Source organism: Oleiphilus sp. HI0086, from assembly GCF_001635225.1.
This window is the reverse complement of sequence record NZ_LWFZ01001207.1, coordinates 1-1,130: the sequence shown is the minus strand read 5'-3', so window position 1 is coordinate 1,130 and position 1,130 is coordinate 1. Positions and strand designations below refer to the sequence as shown.

Below are 1,130 nucleotides of genomic sequence, written 5' to 3'. Positions count from 1 at the left end.
GCTTTGTCCTAACAAAGCTCAGGTTGCCTTATAAAGCTCGCGATTAAGCGGGCTTTTTTTTGGTTTAGCAACAAGCTACACTCGCCTTATGATTTATATTTTAATTGCCCTCATTCTATTTGTACTCATTACGCCAGGTATATGGGTTAAATACACCATAAAAAAATATGCTCAAGATTTACCTGATATTCCTGGTACCGGTGCTGAGTTAGTAAAACACTTATCTAAAAGATTCGAGCTAGTAGACCTTAAGGTTGAAGAATGCCCTGACGGGCAAGATCATTTCTCTCCACATGAGTCTACGATTAGGCTATCCAAATACATCTACGATGGGCGCTCTATTAGCGCAGTCGCTATCGCATGCCATGAATTTGGCCATGCGCTTCAGTATCATAGGAATGAAAAGATAGTCAGACTAAGAGAGCGGTACACCCCGATAGCATTATTGATAGAAAAGGCTGCGATCGCAATGCTTGGGATTATTCCGGTTCTTGTTGTTATTTTTAAGGTACCACAACTCGGAATTATTAGCTTACTATGCGGGCTTTGTGCTGTTTTTATTTCAGTGGCACTTCAATTAGTAATATTGCCTATGGAGTGGGATGCAAGTTTTAACAAGGCACTTCCGATAATTACCGAAGGTAACTATCTGCAAGATGATCAAATCGAGCCTTGCCGTAAGATTCTTAAAGCTGCTGCAATGACTTACGTCGCGGCAACTCTAGCAAGTGTATTGAATGTCTGGCGATGGCTAGCCATATTGCGGCGCTAACGTTCTATGGCGCTTGCCAGTCGCGCAATACCGGTATTTTGAAGATGGTTCCTTGCTTGTCTAGCGCAAGATAAAACTCTCCAATTTCTCTAATGACTAAGCCAGAGAAACCATCCCCTTCCCTTAAGTACAAATTATTAATCATGGCTCTTCGTGCGCTCGGTTCTGAAGAGTAGATATGACTGCTAAATTCTATTGTCGGAACCCCCCTTTGAAAGCTAATATTCATTTCACTTAGTAGAGGAAGGTCTGAAAATGCATTTGGTGCACTACTAATTTGTTTGCTTCTATCGCTCTCGTCGTTCACACTTGTCGGCAATATTTTTTCCTCGACAGCTTTAGAAACCGGGGCTGCTTC

2 protein-coding genes are annotated in these 1,130 nt (G+C 42.0%); one reads left to right on the top strand and one right to left on the bottom strand.

The window, feature by feature from the left end; genetic code table 11:
• The first annotated feature begins 88 nt into the window (after positions 1-88).
• A complete protein-coding gene (locus A3756_RS21185; RefSeq protein WP_068510691.1) occupies positions 89-772 on the top strand; it encodes a zinc metallopeptidase in 684 nt (227 codons plus the stop codon).
• 4 nt (positions 773-776) lie between these two features.
• On the opposite strand, the gene A3756_RS21180 is transcribed toward A3756_RS21185, so the two are convergent.
• Positions 777-1,130, bottom strand: a 354-nt coding sequence (locus tag A3756_RS21180; RefSeq protein WP_156490655.1) for a general secretion pathway protein GspB, incomplete at its 5' end; no start/stop codon positions are given.

Bases quoted from the DNA above. Each gene is read 5' to 3' on its own strand.
- A3756_RS21185 (WP_068510691.1), top strand. From the start codon at position 89: ATGATTTATATTTTAATTGCCCTCATTCTATTTGTACTCATTACGCCA.